The sequence below is a fragment of the Streptomyces sp. Je 1-79 genome, assembly GCF_025195125.1.
Taxonomy (GTDB): Bacteria; Actinomycetota; Actinomycetes; order Streptomycetales; family Streptomycetaceae; genus Streptomyces.
Window position 1 is genome coordinate 44,068 of the sequence record NZ_JAMGSL010000021.1, and the last position, 20,814, is coordinate 64,881.

At 73.4% G+C, this 20,814-nt stretch carries 3 protein-coding genes; all 3 read right to left on the reverse strand.

Features of this window, described 5'->3' with window-relative positions; all coding sequences use genetic code 11:
- Nucleotides 1-34: 34 nt before the first annotated feature.
- From M5362_RS31630 to M5362_RS31640, 3 genes are read right to left on the reverse strand one after another with little or no spacing between them, the layout of a single operon-like run.
- The gene (locus M5362_RS31630) at nucleotides 35-1,312 is read right to left on the reverse strand and encodes a diaminobutyrate--2-oxoglutarate transaminase (RefSeq protein WP_260231313.1); all 1,278 of its coding nucleotides are present in this window, start codon (nucleotides 1,310-1,312) and stop codon (nucleotides 35-37) included.
- The gene (locus tag M5362_RS31635; protein ID WP_260231314.1) at nucleotides 1,309-5,886 is read right to left on the reverse strand and encodes a non-ribosomal peptide synthetase; all 4,578 of its coding nucleotides are present in this window, start codon (nucleotides 5,884-5,886) and stop codon (nucleotides 1,309-1,311) included. The genes M5362_RS31630 and M5362_RS31635 overlap by 4 nt, the downstream gene beginning before the upstream one ends.
- Nucleotides 5,883-20,708 carry a non-ribosomal peptide synthase/polyketide synthase gene (locus M5362_RS31640; RefSeq protein ID WP_260231315.1) on the reverse strand — a complete coding sequence of 4,942 codons (14,826 nt, stop codon included), beginning with the start codon at nucleotides 20,706-20,708 and terminating at the stop codon, nucleotides 5,883-5,885. The genes M5362_RS31635 and M5362_RS31640 overlap by 4 nt, the downstream gene beginning before the upstream one ends.
- Nucleotides 20,709-20,814 lie beyond the last annotated feature (106 nt).

Genomic DNA, 20,814 nt, shown 5'->3' on the forward strand with positions numbered 1-20,814 from the left:
TGTGGGGTGGGGGTGGTCGAGAGGGCGGGCCGCGTCACCGGGACAGCGCCACGCGCAGCGCCTCGTGGATCAGCTCGCAGCCGTACCGGAGCACGTCGAGCTCCATGGTCAGAGCGGGAAGCAGCTTGAGGACGGCCTTGTCGCGGCCGGTCGACTCGACGATCAGCCCGCGCTCGAAGCAGTAGGCCACCACGTCGTCCGCGGCCCGGCGGCCGCCGGCGTGGGTCAGGTCGATGCCGATCGCGTGGCCCTCGGGGCGCACCTCGACGCCGGGCAGCGGGTGGTCCAGCCAGAAGGTGCGCAGCAGTTCGGCGCCGTTGCGGGCCTGGTCGAGGAAGGCCGGGCTCTGCCACAGGTCGAGGGCCGCGCAGGCGGCGACGAACGCCAGCTGGTTGCCGCGGAAGGTGCCCGGGTGGTCACCGGCCTGCCACGAGTCGAAGCCCTCGTGGATGAGCAGCAGCGACATCGGCAGGCCCATGCCGCCGATGGACTTCGAGACGGTGATGAGGTCGGGGACGACCCCGGCCTGCTCGAAGGAGAAGAAGCCGCCGGTCCGGCCGCAGCCGGCCTGGATCTCGTCGGCGATCAGCACGATGCCGTACCGGTCGCAGATGTCGCGCAGGTGCCGCAGGTCCGCGTCGGGGATCCGGTAGACGCCGCCCTCCATCTGGACGACTTCGAGGATCACCGCCGCGGGCAGGTCGACGCCGGACAGGTCGTCGCTGAGGAACTGCTCGAGGAGGTCCATGGTCGGGAACGGGCCGCGCGGGCCGACCGGGAAGGGCAGGTGGGTGACGTCGCCGAGGTGGGTGCCGGCCACCTTGCGCAGCGACAGGTCCGCGGTCGCGGCGAGGCTGCCGCGGCTGACGCCGTGGTAGGCGCCGGAGAAGGCGATGACCTGGGTCCGGCCGGTGTGCTTGCGGGCCAGCTTCAGCGCAGCCTCGACGGCGTCGGTGCCGGTGCTGCCGCAGAACTGGACCCGGTGCGGCAGTCCGCGCGGCTCCAGGATCTCCCGGCCGAAGCGCTCCAGGAACTCGCGCTTGGCCGCCGTGTGGAAGTCGAGCGCGTGCAGCAGCCCGTCGCCCTCCAGGTGGGCGATGACCTGGCGCTTGATGTGGTCGTGGTTGTGGCCGTAGTTGAGGGCGCCGGCGCCGGAGAAGAAGTCGACGTACTCCGTGCCGTCCTCGGCGACCAGAGTGGTGCCGCGGCCCGAGGTGAGGAGGACGGGGAACGCCCGGCAGTACGAGCGGACAGCGGACTCTCGGGTCTCGAACACCTGGGTAGAGGTGGTCAGATCTGCCAGAACCGTCATCGGAGGTCTCCAATCGAGGGGTGGGCGAGCGGGAGCACCTGGCCGACGGTGGCGGCAGGTGTACGGGCGACGGCGGCGAGCAGCGCGAGGTAGTCGTCGAGGAGCCGCCGGGCTTCGGTGTCGGCGATGCGGTCGCCGTAGTACGACAGGGCGATACGGGGTTCGGCGTCGTCGGTGACGTCCAGGCGGAGGGCGTACTCGGTCTGGTTGCGGGTGCCGTCGCTCTCGGCGCCCCGCTGCACGCTCGCGGACTGCTGGGCGCGCAGGGCCGAGGAGACCGGGTAGTTGGCGACGACGACCACCGAGTCGAAGAGCGGTCCTTCGTCGGCGCCCATCCGCTGGAGTGCGCCGGTGGGCACCGAGGTGTGCTCGGCGTCCTCGACGCGGGCCAGCTGGAAGCGGTCGAACAGGGCGGTCAGGGTCTCGTCCCGGTCGACCTCGACCCGGACCGGCAGGGCGGCGATGAACAGGCCGACCGCCCGTTCCAGACCGTCGACGGCCCGGTCGCGGCCGGCCGAGACCACGCCGACGGTGACGTCGGCGCGCTCCAGGCGCGAGGCGGCCAGCAGCGCCCAGCCCGCGCAGGCCAGGGTCGAGAAGGTGTGCCCGTGGCCGGCGGCCCGCTCGCGCAGCGCGTCGGCGACGGCCGGGTCCAGCCGGTCCGACACCCGGGTGAAGCGGGACGGGCCCAGCCGGCCGGGCTCCGCGGCGAGCCGCGACGGCAGCGCCCCGGCGAGCCGGCTCTGCCAGAAGGCGCGGTCCGCCTCGGGGTCGGTGTCCTCGGCGGCGCCGAGTTCGGGGACCGGCGGGAGGTCGGCCTCGCGGCCTTCGAGGGCCGCGAGGTAGAGCGCGAGGAGTTCGTCGAGCAGCACCAGGTTCGACCAGCCGTCGGCCAGCAGATAGCTCTGGATCTGGCCGAGCCACCAGGTGGAGGGGCCGCGCACCAGCCACACCCGCCACAGCGGCGGCTCGGACACGTCGAAGGGCGTGACGCGTTCGGCCTCCAGGAGGGCGATCAGCTCGTCGGCGACGGCGTCCGGCTCGTGGCCGCTCCAGTCCAGCACCTCGATCGCCGGGTCGAGCCGGTCGGCGACCACCGGGGTCCAGGCGCCGTCGCCGTCGCGCCGGAAGCCGGTGCGCAGGGCGGGGTGGCGGGCGGTGAGCCGGTGCCAGGCGACCCGGAAGAGGTCGGGGTCGATCTCGAAGGGCAGCTCCGTCGTGGACTGCATCTGGTACAGCCCGGGCACCGGGGAGGACTCCAGCACGTCGAGCATGTGGTGCTGGCCGGGCGTCACCGCGGGCTCGTCGGACCGGGTCCGGCTCGCCGGGGCGTTGGGGGCGGAGGCCTCGCGCTCGTCGACCGCCTTCGCGAGGGCCTCGATCGTCTGGTGGGCGAACACCATGCGCGGGGTCATCTCGATCCCCGCGCGGCGGGCGGCGCTCACCATGCGGATGACGGCGATGGAGTTGCCGCCCAGGGTGAAGAACCCGATGTCGACCGGGACGTCGTCGCGGCCCAGCGCCTCGCGCCAGAGCGTCACCAGGGCCCGCTCGGTGTCGGTGCCCGCTCCGCGCCCCGTCAGGGCGGTGGCCGTGGGCGCCGGCAGCTCGCGGCGGTTGACCTTGCCGTTGTGGGTGAGCGGGAAGGAGTCCATGCGGACGAACGCGGTGGGCACCATGTGCTGGGGCAGGCTCGCCGACAGCTGCCGCTTGAGCTCGGCGTCGTCGGGGACCTCCCCGCCGGGCGGTGCCACCAGGTAGGCCACCAGCGTCTTCGCGCCGTCCCGCGGGCCATGGGCCGCGACCAGGCAGGAGCCGCCGCCGATGACCTCCCGCAGGGCCGCCTCGATCTCGCCGGTCTCGACCCGGTAGCCGTTGATCTTGATCTGGAAGTCGATGCGGCCGAGCAGTTCGAGGTCGCCGTCCGGCATCCAGCGGGCGCGGTCGCCGGTGCGGTACATCCGGGCCCCGGGGACCGGGCTGAACGGGTCGGGCAGGAAGCGCTCGCCGGTCAGCCGGGCCCGGTTGTGGTAGCCCCAGCCGACCCCGACCCCGCCCAGGTACAGCTCGCCGGGCACCCCGACGGGCAGCGGGGAGAGCGACGCGTCGAGGACGTACGAGGTCTGGTTGGCCATCGGCGCGCCGTACGGGATGCTGCGCTGCTCCGGCAGCACCTCCCCGATCAGATGGATCGTCGAGTCCATGGAGACCTCGGTGGCGCCGCCCATGCTCACCAGCTGCGCCGAGGGGATCAGCTGCGCGGTGGCCCGCTGCGGGAGCGCCAGCGGGATCCAGTCGCCGCCGAGCAGGACCAGCCGGATCGGCAGCCGCTCTCCGCCACGGATCTCGCACTCCTCGACGAGCAGCCCGAACAGCGCCGGTACCGAGTGCCACACGGTGACGGACTCGCGCTCGATCGTCTCGATCCAGCGGTGCGGGGAACGCTCGTCCTCGGGCGCAGGGAACACGACGGTCGCACCCGCCATGAGCGTGCCGAACACGTCGTACGCGCTCATGTCGAAGGCCAGTGCCGAGACACCGAGGACCTTGTCGCCGGGGCCGACGAGGAAGCGCCGGTTGAAGTCGGTGAAGTTGTTGACGCGGCCCCGGTGGTCGAGCAGCACGCCCTTGGGCAGACCGGTCGAGCCCGAGGTGTAGATCAGGTACAGCAGGTCGTCCGGGCGGACCTCGCGCTCGGGCCTGGTCGCGGGGAAGGTCCCTGCGGAGGCGGGGTCGACGGCGGTGACGCCGTCGCCGGCGAGCCGGTCGTCCCGGGTGACGACGAGGCGGGCGCCGGAGTCCGCCAGCATCCACTGGAGGCGCTCGGCCGGGTAGCCCGGGTCGAGCGGGACGTAGCCCGCACCCGCCTTGGCGATGGCGAGCTGGGTGACGACCAGGTCGATGCCCCGCTCCAGGCAGACACCGACCCGCTCGTGGCGGCCGCAGCCCTGTGCGAGCAGCAGACGGGCGAGCCGGTTGGCACGCGCGTCGAGTTCGGCGTAGCTCACCGCCTCGTCGCCGCAGACCACGGCGACGGCGTCCGGCTCCAGGTCCGCCCACTGCTCGAACAGGCCGTGGGCGGTGGCGTGTTCGGGATACTCCTCGCCCGTACGGTTCCACTCGTCGACGACCAGCCGCCACTCGTCGGGGGTGAGCAGGTCCGCGTTGTCGACATGGACGTCCGGGGTCTCGATCAGCCCGGTGAGCAGCCGCCGGTAGTGGCCGAGGAGCCGTTCGGCGGCGGCGCCGTCCAGCACCGACTCGTCGAACTCGAGCGAGACCATGACCTCGTCGTCCGTCACCGCGCAGGACAGGTCCAGGGGGAACTTGGCCGTCCCGGAGTGCAGATGGGTGGGGGTCAGGGACAGGTCCCGCAGCCGCATCTCGTGACCGGGGCCGTTGTTGAAGACGAACATGGCCTCGAACAGCGGGCTCTCGGCGAGCGTGCGCTGCGGCGCGACCTTGTCGACGAGCACGTCGAACGGGATCTGGTGCTCGCGCGCCCACAGCGACTCGCGGGTGATCCCGGCCAGGACGTCGCCCAGGCTGCCGGCCCCGTCGGACAGGTCGGCGACCACGGGGACGGTGTTGGCGAAGTAGCCGACCAGGCGCTCGGTCTGCCGGTTCCGGTTGGCCATGACCGTGCCGATGGCGAACCGTGAGGTGCCGGTGTACCGGTTCAGCAGCACCGCGAACGCGGTGAGCATCACGTTGAAGACGGTCGTGCGGTGCGCCTCGGCGGTGCGCTGGAGCTCGCGGCCGAACTGCCCGTCCCACTGGCAGCGAATGCGCCTGCCGGTGCGGGCCGTGCCGCGGTCCCCGTTCGGCGAGAGCCCGAGCGGCTGGGCCCAGGCCAGCTGCTCGCGCCACTGCGCGACCAGCCAGCCGAAGTCCTCGGGCTCCTGGGCCCGCTCGTGCGCCGCCGCGTCGGCGTAGTCGATGCCGAGCTCGGGCAGCCGGGGCGAACGGCCCTCGCGGGCCGCGTCGTACAGCTCGGCGAGGTCCTCCAGGAGGACGCCCACCGACCAGGCGTCGGTCGCGATGTGGTGCACGACCAGCGCGAGGAGGTGGTCGTCGGCGGCGATCCGGAACAGCCGTCCGTGGATCACGGGGCCGGCCGCCAGGTCGAGCGGCCGGGCCGCCTCACGCTGCGCGGCGGCCAGCGCGGCCTCCTCGCCGTCGGCCTCCTCGACCGGCAGCGCCACCGGCGCGGCCGGCAGGACGACCTGCTCCAGGCCGCCGTCCGGCCGCTGCCGGTAGACGGTGCGCAGGACGGAGTGGCGGGCGACGAGCCCGTCGAGCGCGGCCTTCAGCGCGGTGACGTCGAGCGCACCGCGCAGCCGTACGCCGTAGGGCACGTTGTACAGCGGCCGGCCGTCCGCGAGGGACTCGGCGACCCACAGCTGCTCCTGGCCACGGGAGAGCAGGCAGGGCTGCTCGGGGTCGCGGCGGCGGATGGTGCGCGCCGCGGCCCGCTGCCTGCCGCGGGCCAGCAGCAGCGAGGCCATCAGCTCCCGCTTGGCCGCGGACAGGCCCTGAGACGTCTCCCGCTCGGTGGCGGCTTCCCGGATCATGCGTCCCTCTCCTCGCCGGCCGCGAGGAGTTCGCGTGCCTGGTCGTCGGTCACGCCGTCGAGCAGCACCTCGAGTTCGAGGAGCTCGGCCTCGCTCAGCCCGGCCAGCTGGAGTTCCTCCAGGGCCTGTGCGACTCCGCGCACGGTGGGCTGCTCGAAGACGGTGCGCAGCGGCAGTTCGATGTCCGTCTGTGCGGCCAGTTCGGCCACCAGACGGGTGGCGAGCAGCGAGTGGCCGCCCAGGGTGAAGAAGTCGTCCAGCGCGCCGACCGTCGGGGTGGCGAGCAGCTCCTCGAAGACCGAGGCCACGAGCCGCTCGGTCGGACCGGACAGCTCCTCGAAGCGCCGGCGGACCCGCTCGACGGTCACCTCGCCCCGCTGGAGCGCGTTCCGGTCGACCTTGCCGTTGGGGGTGCGCGGCAGCCGGTCGGCGAAGACGTAGCCGGTGGGGACCATGTAGCGCGGCAGGCGGGTGCCGAGCGCGGCGGCCAGGACGGCCGGGTCGCGTTCGGTGCCGACGACGCAGGCGACCAGCGTCGGCTCGCCGTCGCAGTCCCGCAGGACGACCGCCGCCTCCCGCACGGCCGGCAGCTCGCACAGGGCCGTCTCGACCTCGCCCGCCTCGATGCGGAAGCCGCGGATCTTGAGCTGGTCGTCGAGCCGGCCGAGGAACTCCAGCCGGCCGTCGGCGTGCAGCCTCACCCGGTCGCCGGTGCGGTACAGCCGGGCACCGGGAACGTCCGAGTACGGGTCGGGGACGAACCGGTCCGCGGTGGCCCTCGGGTCACCGAGGTAGCCGCGTCCCACCACCGGGCCGCCGATGGCGAGTTCGCCCGGCAGACCGAACGGCAGGCGCCGTCCCTGCGCGTCGAGGACGTACGAGGTCACGCCGGCGACGGGGCTGCCGAGCGGGACCGCGCGGTCGGTCGGCGGCGGGGTGGACAGCACCGCGATGTGGGTGTCGTCCGAGCACTCCGCGGGACCGTAGGCGTTGACCATCGGGATCCCGGGGAACCGGCGCAGCCAGTCGGCGGCGAGGTCCGGCGGCAGCGCCTCGCCGGTGGCGATCAGGAAGCGCAGGCTCGCGAGGCCGCCCTCGTCGGCTCCCTCCCGGCCCGCGTGCTCCAGGAGCGCCCTGATCATGCCGGGCACCAGCTGGAGCACGGTGACGCCGCGCTCCTTGACGAGGGCGAGCAGCGCCCCGGCGTCGCGGCTGGTGTCGTCGTCGCTGACCACGGTGGTCGCGCCGCGCATCACCGCGACGAGCATCTGCCAGACGGAGATGTCGAACGACTGCGAGGCGGTCTGCGCGACGACGTCGCCCGAGGACAGCTCCAGGTCGTGCGCCATCAGCTCCAGGTGGTTGAGCAGACCGGCCTGTTCGATCTCCACGCCCTTCGGCTCACCGGTCGTACCGGAGGTGAAGATGACGTAGGCGCGCCGCGCCGGGTGCGTCTCGTCCGCGTCGAGCGGGCGGCCGGCCGAGACGGAGTCGTCCAGCACCAGGTGGGTGCCGCGGGCCTCGCCGAGCAGGGCGGCGATGCGGGCCGCCTGCTCGTCGTCGGTGACGGCGACGACCTCGCCGAGACGCTCCAGCATGGTGGCGATCCGCCGGTCCGGGACGGCCGGGCTGACCGGCACGTACGTCGCGCCGGCCGCGCCGCAGGCGAGGGCGGCGGCGATGTGCCGGGCCGAGCGCCCGGCGCACACCACCACGGCCGGTTCGGGGCCGGTGGCCGCCGTGGAGATCCGTTCGGCGAGCGCCGCCACCCGGTCCCGCAGTTCGCGGTAGGTCCAGACGGTGGCGCCGTCCACGACGGCGGGGGCGTCCGGGGTCTGCCGGGCCCAGTGCTCCAGCGCCTCGGCCGTGGTCCTCGGTGTGAAGGCCTCGGGACCGGCGCTCAGGGCGTCCTGGGACGCGGCCTCGGTGACCGAGCGCAGTTCCAGGTCGGCCACGGACCGCTGCGGGGCGGCGGCGATGCTGCCGAGCAGGGCCTCGAAGTGGTCCAGGAGCTGCTCGCCGGCCGCCGTGTCGAAGAGGTCGGCGTTGAGCTCCAGCGTCGCGTGCAGACCGTCCTTCTCCTCGGCCAGGTCCAGGCTGAGGTCGAACTTGGCGGTGCCGGTCGGCGCGTGCAGCCGCTCCAGCCTGAGGTCGCCGAGGTCGATCTCCGAGTAGGGCGCGTTGTGCAGGGTGAACATGACCTGGAACAGCGGGCTCATGCTCATGTCCCGGTTGGGCTGGAGCACGTCGACGACGCGGTCGAAGGGGACGTCCTGGTTGGCGTAGGCCGCCAGCGTCGTGGACCGGACGCGTTCGAGCAGCTCGGTGAAGGTCTCCTCCGCGGAGAGACTGTTGCGGAAGACGATCGTGTTCACGAAGAACCCGACGACGTCCTCGATCTCGACCGAGCGGGTGGACACCGGGGTGGCGACGGCGATGTCCGCGGCGCCGCTGTAGCGGTGCAGCTGGGTGTTGAACGCCGCCAGCAGGGTCATGAACAGGGTCGCGTTGTGCTCGCGGCCCACGTGCCGGACCCCGCTCACCAGGTCGGCGTCGATGACCCGGCGGACCGTCAGGCCCCGGTTGGTCATCGCCGCGGGCCTCGGCCGCTGCCCGGGGAACTCCAGCAGCGGCGCCGGTTCGGCCAGCGTCTCGCACCAGAAGTCGAGCTGCGCCTGGTGGTCGCCGCCTTCGACGCGGTCGCGCTGCCAGCTCGACCAGTCCGCGTACTGCACCTCGAGCTCGGGCAGCGGGGAGGCCGCGCCCTTGCTGCGTGCCTGGTAGAGGGCCGCGAAGTCGCGGACCACGATCTGCAGGCCCCAGCCGTCGGCGACGACGTGGTGCACGGTGAGGACGAAGACGTGGTCCTCGGCGGAGAGCCGGATCAGGGTCGCCTGCTCCAGCGGGGCCGCGGCCAGGTCGAAGCGGTGCCGCGCGGCCTCCTCGACGAGCTGCGGCCAGCGCTGCTCGGCGGTCTCGGCCGGCTCGCCGCTCAGGTCGACGAGCGTGAGCGGCATGGTGACCTCGTCGGCCGGCTCGACGATCTGGCTCACCCGGCCGTGGTCCATGACCAGGCGGGTGCGCAGCACCTCGTGCCGGGCGACCAGCTCGTCCAGGGTCGCGGAGAGGGCCTCGGTGTCCAGCGGGCCGCGCATGCGCACGACCGTGGCGCTGTTGTAGGCGCCGGTGTCGCCCTCCAGCTGGTCGAGGAACCAGAGGCGTTCCTGGCCGTAGGAGGCGGGCAGCGGGCCGGTGCGGGGCAGCGGGACGACCGGCTGGGAGACGTTTCCGCCGCCGGCGACGCCGTCGATGTACGCGGCGAGTTCCCGCACGGTCTGCTTCTCGAACAGCGTGCGCAGCGCGATCTCGCAGCCGAACACCTTGCGGATCCGTGAGACGACCTGGGTCGCCATCAGGGAGTGGCCGCCGAGGTTGAAGAAGTTGCCCTCGGGACCGACCTCCGGTGCGCCGAGCACGTCCTGCCACAGGCCGGCCACCAGTTCCTCGGTGGGGGTCAGCGGCGAGCGCGGTCCGTCCTCGTGGCCGCCGGTCACCGACGAGGGCTCGGGGAGCGCCGCCCGGTCGATCTTGCGGTTCGGGGTCAGCGGGAAGGCGTCCAGCGCGACGACGAAGGCCGGGACCATGTAGTCCGGCAGCGCCTTGCGGACGAAGGCCTTCACCTCGTTGGCGACCGCCTTGGTGCCGGGCCGCGACACCACGTACGCGACCAGCGCGTTCTCGCCGCTCGCGTCCGCCCGCGCCATGACCAGGGCGTCCTGGACGTCGGGCGCGGCGCAGATCACGTGCTGCACCTCGTCCGTCTCGACGCGGTAGCCACGGATCTTGACCTGGTTGTCGGCGCGGCCGAGGGGGGTGACGGAGCCGTCGGGGAGATAGCGGCCGAGGTCTCCGGTGCGGTACATCCGGTCGCCCTCGGTGGAGCCGAACGGGCTGCGCACGAACTTGGCGGCGGTGAGCGCCTCGTCGTGGGCGTACCCCAGCGAGATGTGCGGGGAGCGGATGACGATCTCCCCCGGCTCGCCGACCCCGGCCTGCTGCCCGGCCGCGTCGAGCACCAGCAGCTGTACGTCCTTCATGCCGCGGCCGAGCGGGTAGGTGACACCCGGGTCGGTGTCGGCGACGCCGTGGGCCGCGGGCACCACGTAGTAGCCGACCGCGCGCTGCGTCTCGGTGGAGCCGTAGAGGTTGACGCAGGTCGCCGAGCCCGCCATGCGGGTGATGGCCCGCACGTCACGGCTGGTCAGCGTGTCGCCGAGGAAGAAGACCCGCTCCAGCAGCGGCAGCGTGCCCGGAGCGACCGACAGCTGGTCGAAGAGGCGCGCCATCGGAGGCGTCATGTGGCTGACCGAGACCTGCGCGGTACGGAACCACTGCGCCAGCCGGCCGGGGGTCTCGATGTCGAGCCGGTCGGGCACGCAGATCGTGGCGCCGGTGACCAGCGGTGTGAACACCTCGCGGTGCAGCGGGTCGTGGCTGATGCCGGAGAGCAGGCTGTAGCGGTCGGTCTCGCGCAGCCCGAAGGTCTCCACCATCCAGGGCACGAAGTGGGTCAGGGAGCCGTGCGCGCCCCGGATGCCCTTCGGCTTGCCGGTGGAACCCGAGGTGAACGCGATGTACGCGCAGTCCTGCGGCCCGACCTGGACCGCCTTGGCCGGCTCCGCCCCCTGCGGCACCAGGTGCCGGGCGTCCTCCAGCCGGGACGGCAGCTCGAAGCGGCAGTGCAGGGAGAACCCCTGGAGCGCGGTGTCCACCGCGAGCGGCACGGCTCCGGCGCCCTCCAGCTGGAGGAAGGCGCTCGGGCGGGCCACCGCGAGGCAGTCGGCGATGCGGTCCGCCGGATAGCTCGGGTCGAGGATGGCGAACGAGGCACCGCTGCGCAGCACGGAGAGGATCGCCCAGACCAGCGAGGCGCTGCGCTCGCCGTAGATGGCGACGACATCGCCCTTGGCGACGCCCTGCTGGGTCAGCAGCCCCGACATCGCGGCCGTCGCCCAGGCCAGGTCGCCGTAGGTCAGCTCCTGGCCCGGCTCGGTGATCGCGATCCGCTGCGGTTCACGGGCGGCCCGCCGGTCGAACTGCTCGACCACCGACCCGTACCAGGTCGTGTCCAGCGGCGCGGCCGGGTCGGGCAGCTCGCGGCGCGCCAGCGGCGTGTCGAGCCGCAGCGAGTCGATCGGGCTGCCGCTGTGGGCGACCGCCTGCTCGATGACCCTGACCCACTGGGCGAGCAGCTCGTTCGTCGTCGCCTCGTCGAAGCGGTCGGCGGAGTACATCAGGTCGAGCGTCAGCCCCGCCTGCGCCGGGTCGACGTAGAAGGTCAGGTCGAACTTCGCGCCCAGGTCCGGGACGGCGAAGGTGTCGACCGTGAGGCCCGGCAGCTCGGCCTCGTGCGGCGGGATGTTGAGCAGGTTCAGGTAGACCTGGAACAGCGGGGTGGTGGACAGGTCGCGCTCGGGGGCGAGCTTGCCGACCAGCGTCTCGAACGGGACGTCCTGGTGCTCGTACGCGTCGAGGGTGGTGGTGCGGACCCGCTCCAGGAGCTCGGCGAAGGTCGGGTCGCCCGACAGGTCGGCGCGCAGCACCAGCGAGTTGATGAAGAAGCCGATGAGGTCCTCCACCTCGCGGTGGCGGCGGCCCGCGATGGGCACGCCGATCGCGAAGTCGCGCTGGCCGGCGAGGCGTCCGAGGGTGAGCTGGAGGGTCGCCGCGAGCACCATGAACAGGGTCGCCCCGGACTCGGCGGCGAGCCGCTCCATCGCCTCGCGCAGCTCCGGTGTGACGCTCGCCCGCACCCGGTGGCCCTGGGCGGCCGGGGCATCCGAGCCGCCGCGCGAGCTCGGCAGGTTCAGCGAGGGCAGCGCGTCGAGCTGCTCGCACCAGTACGCGACGGAGGCGTCGAGTCCGCCGTTGTCGAGCTGGTGGCGCTGCCAGCGGGAGAACTGCTCGTAGGTGACCTGGAGCGGGGGCAGCGGGGAGTTCGGCGCGTGGCCGGTCTCCTCGGCGTAGTAGTGCGTCAGGTCCCGCTTGAGGATCTCCATCGACCAGCCGTCGCCGACGATGTGGTGCAGGGTCAGGACCAGCACCGCGTCGTCGTGTCCGAGCTGGAGCAGCCGGACCCGCAGCAGCGGACCGGTGGACAGGTCCATCGGTTCCGCCGCCTCGCGCTCCACGAGGGCGAGGGCCTCGGCCGCGCGCTCCTCGGCGCTCACGCCGGTCAGCTCGGTGCGCGAGATCGTGACGTCGGCGCTGTCCAGGACGGCCTGCGTCAGGACGCCGTCGTCGTGGGAGACGACCGTGCGCAGCGTGGTGTGCCGGTCCACCAGGCGGGTGACGGCCCGCTGGAGGGCGGCCTCGTCGAGCTCACCGGTCAGCCGGATCGCGCCGGCCAGGTGGTAGCGCCCGGTGTGGGCGTTCTGGACGGAGCCGTTCTCGATCTCCTCCAGGAGCCAGAGCCGCTCCTGCATCACCGACAGCGGGGCGTCGCCCCCGTCGGCGGTGTGGGACGCGATCCCGCCGGAGGTGTCCCGGACGGCCGCGGCGTCGCAGAGCGCGGCGTACTCCCGGAGCACGGGCGCCTCGAACAGGGCCCGCAGCGGGACCGTACGGCCGAGCTCCTCGCTCACCTGCGAGGTGATCACGGTCGCGAGCAGGGAGTGGCCGCCGACGGTGAAGAAGTCATCGCCGGCGCCGACCATGTCGACGTCCAGGACCTGCGCCCAGACACGGGCGACGATCCGCTCGGTCTCCGTCTGCGGTTCGGCGAAGTCGGCGTGCGCGAAGTCGGCGCGGCGCGGGCGCCCGAGGCGGTTCGCGTCGATCTTGCCGCCGGGCAGCCGCGGCAGTTCACCGCGGACCACGAAAGCGGCCGGGACCATGTGCGGCGGCAGCTCGGCCGCGCACAGCCTCCCCAGCGTCTGCGGGGTCAGCTCCGGGTCGGCCGTCTCGACATGGGCCACCAGGACCCCGTCGACGCCCCTGACCACGGCCTGCGTCACACCGGCCAGGGCCAGCAGCACCGACTCGATCTCGGCGGGCTCGATCCGGTAGCCGCGCAGCTTGATCTGGCTGTCGCGACGGCCGCAGTAGTCCAGGGTCCCGTCGGCCCGCAGCCGGACGAGGTCGCCGGTGCGGTACATCCGGGCGTCGGGGCCGGCGGCGAACGGGTCGGGCAGGAAGTGGGCGGCGGTCAGCTCGGGCCGGTCGTGGTAGCCGAGGGCCAGGCCCGCGCCGCCGACGTACAGCTCGCCGACCGCTCCGGCGACCACCGGCCGCCGGTCCGCGTCCAGGACGTACGCCGTTCCGCCGGGCAGCACCGCGCCCAGCGAGGCGGGCCGCCCCGGCTCGCACGCGGCGGCCGTGATGACGACGGTGCACTCGGTGGGGCCGTACGCGTTGACGAAGCGCCGGCCCGGCTGCCACTGCTCGACCAGCTCGGCACGGCAGGCCTCACCGCCCGACACCAGGGTCGTGAGCAGCGGCAGTTCGCGGGCGGGCAGGGACGCGATCACCGACGGCGGCAGCAGGCAGACGGAGATGGCGCGCTCGGCGAGGACATCGGCCAGCGCCTCGCCGACCAGGGCGTGCTCACGGCCGACGACACACAGGGTGCCGCCCGCGGCGAGCGTGGAGAAGATCTCCCAGACGGACGCGTCGAAGCTCAGGCTCGCGAACTGGAGCATGCGCGACGCGGCGTCGATCCCGAAGACACGCGCCTGGTTCGCCGTGAGGTTGGCGAGCGCGCGGTGGGAGACCAGCACGCCCTTGGGGCGGCCTGTGGAGCCCGAGGTGTACAGCAGGTAGGCGGCCGCGTCGGGGTCGGCCTGCGGGAGCGCCACCGCCCCGGTCGGGGCCTCGCGCAGCGCCTCCTCGACAAGGTCGCGGGTCACCAGACCGCGCGCCCCCGAGTCGGCCAGCATGAACTCCTTGCGCTCGGCCGGGTAGGCGGGGTCGATCGGCAGGTACGCCGCTCCGCAGCGCTGCGCCGCCAGTACGGCGACGACCGCCTCGACGGACGGCTCGACCGCCACGGCGACGACGTCCCCGGGACGCACGGCGAACCGCTCCGCGATCACCCGGGCGACCTGGTCCACCCGCGTGCGCAGCTCGCCGTAGGTCAGCGCGCTGTCCGCGCCCTCCAGCGCGATCGCGTCGGCGCGGCTGTCGGCGATCCGCTCGAACTGCGCCCAGAAGGTGTCGGGCTGCCGCTCGTCGTCCGCCCCGGACGGCCAGCGGTCGAGTGCGGCCGCGGCCGAGGGGGTCTCGACGCGCTCGTCGGGCCGCTGCGCCATGGCGCGGGCCGTCTCGCCGAAGAGGCGGGCGATGAGCTGCGCCGTCTCGGGCCGGAACAGGTCCGAGTTGAACTCCAGCCAGCCCGTCAGCGGACCGCCGTCGTCGGTGATCTCGAAGGTCAGGTCGGTCTTGGCGGTACCGGTGTACAGCGGGGCGGTCTCGACCCGCAGGCCGGGCAGGGCCGGCGAGGGCAGCGCGCCGCTGCGGACGTCGAGGATCGCCTGGAAGAGCGGGCTGCGGCTGGGGTCGCGGTCCTGGCCGCTCGCCTCCACGATCGTGGAGAACGGGACCCACTTGTGCGGCATCGCCTCGAGGGTGGTGGCACGGGCGCGGTCGACGAGGTCGCGGCCGGTGGCTCCGCCCGGCGCCCGGAAGCAGAGCGGGACGGTGTTCACGAAGAAGCCGACGACGTCGTCGTACGCGCCGTCGTCCGGACGGTTGGCGTCGGGCACACCGATGACCACGCGCTCCTGGCCGGTCAGCCGGGAGAGGGTCGAGGACATGCACGCGGCGAGCGTCATGAAGACGGTCGCCCGCTGGTCCCGGGCGAGGGAGCGCAGCAGGTCCGAGTCGGCCTGGCTCAGCGTCAGCGGCACCCGCGCGCCGTCGAAGGTCTGCACGGCCGGCCGCGGCCGGTCGAAGGGCAGGTCGAGGGCGAGGGGCGCGCCACCGAGGTGCTCGGTCCAGAACTCCAGTCCGCGCCGGCCCTCGGCCGACTCCAGCCGGGCGCTCTCGTCGACCGCCCACCGGGCGTACTCGTGGACGACCGCGGGCGGTTCGCCGTCCGTGGCGCCGGAGCCTTGGGCGTACAGCCCGGCCAGCTCACCGGCGATGATCTCCATGGAGCGGCCGTCGGAGACGATGTGGTGGAAGGCCAGGAGCAGGGCGTGCTCGTCGGGCCCGAACTCCACCAGGGCGGCGCGCATCAGCGGCGGCGTGTCCAGCTCGAAGAGCCGCCGGGCGTGGCCGTCGACGAGCGCGGCCAGTTCCGCCTCGCGCCGTGCGGGCGTGACCGCGGTCCGGTCGAGCACCTCGAAGGGGCAGGCCAGGCCGGTGTGCACGAAGGGCACGGGCCGGCCGCCCTCGTCCTTGAAGCCGGTGCGCAGGGCGGGGTGGCGCTCGACGATCGCGTCGAGCGCGCCGCGCAGGACGTCCCGGTCGAGCTCCCCGTACAGCCGCAGGACACCCGGCACGACGTAGGCGGCGGAGCCGGGGGCGAACTTCTCCAGGAACCACAGCCGGCGCTGGCCCAGCGACAGGGTGGGCTCTGCCGCGGCGGGCAGGGCGGGCGCCTCGACGTCGGCCGGTGCGGTGGCGGCGAGTTCGGCGATCCGCGCCGCCTGGGCGCGGACGGTGACGGACTCGAAGAACATCCGCAGCGGAGGCTGTACGGAGAACTCCCGGCGCACCCGGGTGTTGAGGTCCGCGGCGCGCAGCGAGTGCCCGCCGAGCGCGAAGAAGTCCTCGTCGGGACCGACCCCGGCGACTTCGAGCACCTCGCACCAGAGGGCCGCGAGCCTGCTCTCCAGCGGCGACATGTCGGCCGCGCCGGCCGAACGGGAGACCTCCAGGGCGAGTTCGCGGAGCGCGTGCGCGTCCACCTTGCCGTTGGAGGTGAGCGGGATCGAGTCGAGGACGAGGAGCCGGCTCGGGACCATGTAGCTCGGCAGTTCACGGTTGAGCCAGTCCCGCAGACCGTCGGTGCCGACGCCTTCGCCGGTGACGGCGGCGATCAGCTCCGTCTCGCCCGTACCGCGTGAGGCGACCACGGCCGCCTCGGCGACCTCGGGGTGACGCCGCAGCGCCACGTCGACCTCGCCGAGCTCGATGCGGTAGCCGCGCACCTTCACCTGCTGGTCGGCGCGGCCGACGTAGCGCAGCTCGCCGTCGGCAGACCGGCGCACCAGGTCGCCGGTGGCGTACAGCCGCCGGCCCGGCTCGGTCGCGAACGGGTCGGGGACGAACCGCTCGGCGGTCTTGCGCGGGGCCGACGCGTAGCCGCGTCCGACACCGACACCGCCGATGTACGCCTCTCCCACGACGCCGTCGGCGACGGGCCGCAGCTCGGCGTCGAGGACGTGGATCACCGCGTCGGTCATGTCGGCGCCGATGGAGACGTCACGGGCGCGGGCGACCTGACCCGACTCGGGACCGAGGTGGGCGACGGTCGAGCACACCGTGGTCTCGGTGGTGCCCCAGCGGTTGTACAGCTCGACGTGGCCGCGGTCGGCCGCGAACCACTGCGCGAGCTTGTCGGGGTGCGCGGCCTCGCCGCCGATCAGGATCGAGCGCAGCGCCGGCGGCACCTGCGCACCGGCCTCCAGGGCGGTGACCAGCACGTGGAAGAAGGCCGTCGGGATGTCGACCAGGGTGAGCCGCTGCTCCTCGCACCAGGCCCAGAACCGCTCGGGCGAGCCCAGCACCGACTCGTCGCGCTGCACCAGCGTCGCGCCCCGGGTCCAGGCGGAGAAGATCTCCTCCAGGCAGGGGTCGAAGGTGAGCGGCGCGAACTGCAGCACCCGGTCGCCCTCCGCGACGTCGAAGGCGTCGAGGAAGGACAGCAGGTAGCTCACCAGCGAACGGTGCTCGATCTGCACGCCCTTGGGGCGGCCGGTCGAGCCCGAGGTGAAGATGACGTACGCCAGGTTGTCGCCGGTGACGGCGAGCGCGGGGCGGTCCTCGGGAAGGTCCGCTCCGGACTCCTCGTCGACGCGGGTCGCGGCCCCCAGGGAGCCCGCGAGGTCCGCGGTCGCGGCGTGGCACAGGATCCGCGCGCACCGCGCGTCGCCGACCATGTCGGCGAGCCGGGTCTGCGGCAGCGTCGGGTCCAGGGGCACGAACGCGGCGCCGGACTTCATGACCGCGAGCATCGCGACGATCAGCTCGGGGGAGCGCTCCAGGCAGAGGCCGACGGTGTCCTCGGGGCCGAGGCCGTCCTGCCGCAGCCGGTGCGCGAGGCGGTTCGCCGCACGCTCCACCTGGGCGTACGTCAGCTCCACCGCGCCGGCCACGAGGGCGGTCGCGTCGGGGGTGCGGTCGGCCGTCGCCTCGAACAGCTCGTGGACGGAGGTGACACCCGGCAGGGCGCGGGCCGGCACGTCGGCCCGTGCGAGCGACTCGGTCGCACCGGCCAGCCGCAGCGCGGAGACCGGGGAGTCGCCCTGTACGACCATCTGCTCGAGCAGCTCCAGGAACTGCTGCCCCAGCTGCCCGGCGAGGGCCTCGTCGAAGCGGTCCGCGCGGACCAGCATGTGCGCGAGCAGGCCGCCGTCGGCCGGGACGGCGTGCAGGGTGATGTCGAACTGGGTGGCCAGCTCGCCGGCCGGGAACTGCTCCAGCGTGAGGTCTCCGAGGACCGCGCTGTCGCTGCCCGCGCCGAAGAGCACCGAGGTGACGTCGTCGGCGATCGCGTTGTGCGGCCGCTCGTAGACGACGGCCGTGTTGATGGCGGCCGAGGTGTTGCCCCGGGCGCGCAGCAGCTCGACGAGCCGGCTGACCGGGAAGTGCTGGTGGCCCAGCGACTGGCGCAGCTGCCGGCCGGTGCTGCGGATCAGCTCGGTGACGCTCGGGTGGGCGCCGGGCTCGGCGCGTACCGGAATGGTGTTGACGAAGTAGCCGAGGGTGTTGCGGAAGCGCGCCTGGGGGCGGCCGGCGGTGGTCGCGCCGACGACGAAGTCACGGGCACCGCTGTGGGCCGCGACGAGGACCTCGAAGGCCGCCATCAGCACGGAGAAGACCGTGGTGCCGCTGTCACCTGCGACCCGCTCCAGCTCGGCGAGAAGCTCGGCGTCCACCGTCACCCGGTGGCTCGCGATGCCCTTGTCCGGCTCCGGACGCTCCCGGGCGGGCAGCGTCGGCGCCTGGACGTCGCCGGACAGGAGGTCGAGCCAGTAGCGCTCGTCGGCCTGCCACTGCGGGGAGCGCTCGTAGTCCTGCTGCCAGCGCACGAACTCCTCGTAGCCGACGGCCGCCGGGAGCTCGGGGGTGCGCTCGTGCAGCAGGTCGCCGTAGACGGTGGTCAGCTCGTCGAGCAGGGTCACCACCGACCAGAAGTCCGTGATGGCGTGGTGCTGCGCGAGGACCAGGACCGGCGCGCCGCAGCCGGTGAACAGCCGGGCGCGGGCGACGTCGCCGTGCTCGATGTCGAAGGGGGCGAGGGCGCACGCGTCGACGCGGGCCCGGAGTTCCGGCTCCGTCTCGCCCTTCAGGTCGACGACGCCCAGCTCGAACGGGACGCCGGGGTCGATCAGTTGGGTGCGCCGGCTGCCGTCGACGCCGAAGCGGGAGGTCAGGATGGGGTGGCGGGTGCCGATGTGGCGTACGGCCGCGGACAGCACGTCGGCGTCGACCGGCTCGGGCAGCCGGACGGCCACCGAGACGTTCTGCCGGCAGTCCGGGCCTTCGAGCTCCCGCATGAAGAGCAGCGACTGCTGGCCGGCCGACAGCGGTACGGCACCGCCGCGCCGTCCGGTCTCCTGCCGCGCCGGCGCCTCGGGGGCGGTGCGCATCCGCTCCTCGACGGCGACGGCCACCTCGCGCAGGCTCGTCGGCTGGAGCAGCAGGCTCGGGTCGGTGACGACACCGAGCAGCTCCTCGATCCGGAAGGCGAGGTCGACCGCGGCCAGCGAGTCGAGGTCGAGCTCGGCGACCATGGTGGCGGGCGCGTCGCCCTCACCGCGGCCGAACAGGCTCAGCGCGCGCTCGATCGCGTCGACGCGCTGCTCGGGGGAGAGCTCCGCCAGCTCGGCGCGCGGCGGGAACGTGAGCTGCCGCTGCTCGCCGCGGGCCGGGGCGGAGGTGGAACGGCGGTACAGCTCGCCCTCGACCTGACCGGCGGTGTACGCCGTCCGGCCGGCCAGGCGCTGGATCTTTCCGCTGGAGGTCTTCGCCATGCTGCGGGCGCCGAGCAGGACCACGTCGAGCAGGGCGATGCCGTGCTCGTGCTGGACGGCCGCGGCGATCGCGTCGGCGATCCGGGGGAGTTCCTCCTCGGGGGTCCCCGCCGCGACCTCGTGCAGGACCACGCACTCCTCGCCGTTCCCGGTCTCGACCGAGAACGCCGCGCCACAGCCGGGGCGGGCCCAGGTGGACGCCGCGACGGCGGTCTCCTCCAGGTCGTGCGCGTAGAGGTTGCGGCCGCGTACGACCATCATCTCCTTCAGGCGGCCGGTGACGTAGACCTGGTCGTCCAGGACGAAACCGAGGTCGCCGGTGCGCAGGTAGGGCTGCGGGTCGTCCGCGAGGCGGGCGCCGAAGGAGGCCTCGGTCGCGGCCTCGTCCTCCCAGTAGCCGGAGGCGACGGAGGCGCCGCGCACCCACAGCTCGCCCACCGCGCCGGGAGCGACGCGCTCGCCGGATCCCGGGTCGACGACGGCGAGTTCGTGCCTCTCCGCCACCTGGCCGGAGGAGATCAGGTGATCCCCGTCCGCGCGCGGCTCGGCGCGGCCCTGCTCCAGGGCCGCGCGGTCGATCCGGGTGCTGTGCGCACCGTTGCCGCGGCCGCTTCCCGCCACGAACAGGGTGGCTTCGGCCAGTCCGTAGCAGGGCAGCAGCGCGGACCTGTCGAAGCCGCTGACGGCGAACGCGTCGGCGAAGCGGTCCATCGTGCGGTTGCGGACCGGCTCGGCGCCGCAGAAGGCGACCCGCCAGGAGGACAGGTCGAGGTTCTCCCGCTCGGCGGGGGTGCTCTTGTTGACGCAGAGGTCGAAGGCGAAGTTCGGGCCGCCGCTGACGGTGGCTCCGCGGGAGGCGATGGCCTCCAGCCAGCGCATGGGCCGCCGCATGAACTCCAGCGGGGACATCAGCACGTTGGACAGGCCGGAGAGCATCGGCTGCAGGACGCCGCCCAGGAGTCCCATGTCGTGGTAGAAGGGCAGCCACGAGGCGACGATGTCGCCGTCGGCGAGGCCGAAACCGCCCGCGATCGCGGAGCCGTTGGACAGCAGGTTCCCGTGCGTCACCACGACACCGCGCGGCGTGCCGGTGGAGCCGGACGTGTACTGGAGCAGGGCGACCGAGTCGGAGGTGAGGGCCGGCCGCCGCCACTCCTCGGCGCCCTCCAGCATCGCCTCCTCGGTGACCACCCAGGGCAGCCGGGCCACCTCGGGTGCCTGCTGCTCGAACAGTTCGTGGGTGAAGGCCTGCACCAGGCTGTCCGAGAGGACGATCTCGGCGCGGGAGCTGTGGACCACCGCGCGCAGCCGGGGCAGCGTACGGGCGATCCGCATGGGGTCCGGCGGATAGACGGGGACGGCGACCATGCCGGCGTAGAGCGTGGCCACGAAACCCACGACGAAGTGCTCACCGGGTGGATAGAGCAGCATGACCCGCGCACCCGGCTTCGCCCGCTCCTGAAGGGAGACGGCTATCGCCCGCGCACGCCTGTCGATCTCGATCATGCTGAGCTTGCTGTCGACACCGCCGACGTCGGCGAGGAATTCGTAGCTTACGGCGGTGCCGCGCTCGGAGACATTGCGGCGGATGACATCAACGACAGAATTGTTTGCGTACATAGACCGTTCTCGCATCGGCGTGGAGTTTCGGAGCCCGGACGGGGCGGAGCAGACCTGCGGGTACACCGCGGCGGCGGAACCGACGGCGAATGGAGAGCCGTCGGCC

What these genes read in the sequence shown, in the direction of transcription:
- M5362_RS31630 (WP_260231313.1), bottom strand. Translation starts at nt 1,312, where the DNA reads ATGACGGTTCTGGCAGATCTGACCACCTCTACCCAGGTGTTCGAGACC.
- M5362_RS31635 (WP_260231314.1), bottom strand. Translation starts at nt 5,886, where the DNA reads ATGATCCGGGAAGCCGCCACCGAGCGGGAGACGTCTCAGGGCCTGTCC.
- M5362_RS31640 (WP_260231315.1), bottom strand. Translation starts at nt 20,708, where the DNA reads ATGTACGCAAACAATTCTGTCGTTGATGTCATCCGCCGCAATGTCTCC.